Origin of the sequence: Mesorhizobium sp. M4A.F.Ca.ET.090.04.2.1 (genome assembly GCF_003999085.1) — a bacterium.
GTDB lineage: Bacteria > Pseudomonadota > Alphaproteobacteria > Rhizobiales > Rhizobiaceae > Mesorhizobium.
The window spans coordinates 1-706 of record NZ_RZOT01000974.1; the positions used below are offsets into that span (position 1 = coordinate 1).

Below are 706 nucleotides of genomic sequence, written 5' to 3' on the forward strand. Positions count from 1 at the left end.
CAGCCATGCCGGCGCTGCAATGGATCGCCTATCTCTCCACCGTCGGCGTCTATGGCGACCATGGCGGCGGCTGGGTGGACGAGCGGGCCGAATGCCGGCCGGTGTCGAAACGCTCGGTGATGCGGGTGGCGGCCGAGCAGGCCTGGCTGCGGCTCGGCGAGGAGACCGGCCGGCCAGTGGCGATCCTGCGCCTGTCCGGCATCTACGGTCCGGGCCGCAACGCGCTGGTCAATCTGGCTGATGGCACCGCGCGGCGGCTGGTCAAGCCCGGCCAGGTGTTCAACCGCATCCATTGCGATGACATCGCCGGCGCGCTCTGGCATCTGGCCGGGAAGAATCTCGGCGGCATCTTCAACGTCACCGACGACGAGCCGGCGCCGCCGCAGGATGTCGTCGCCTATGCCGCTGGGTTGATGGGCGTCGATCCGCCACCGGAAATTGCCTTCGAGACCGCCGAGCTTTCGCCGATGGCGCGCTCCTTCTATGGCGAGAACAAGCGCGTCTCCAACGCCGCGATCAAGGCGGCGGGCTATCACTTTGCCTTGCCAAACTACCGCGAGGCCCTCGACCATATGTGGGCCGACGGCAGCTGGCGCGAGGGCGAGCCGCGCAGCCCGATGAAGCGTTCCTGATTAAAGCGCGGCGCCGGGCGTGATATGATTCGCGCCATCGCCGCTCTCGAGGCTCGGGCGGCGCGACAGGAGAG

General features: G+C 68.3%; 1 protein-coding gene. It reads left to right on the top strand.

The window, feature by feature from the left end; all coding sequences use genetic code 11:
• Window positions 1-632: NAD-dependent epimerase/dehydratase family protein (locus EN781_RS33580; RefSeq protein WP_127400782.1), on the top strand; the 632-nt coding region annotated here is incomplete at its 5' end.
• Window positions 633-706: the final 74 nt, after the last annotated feature.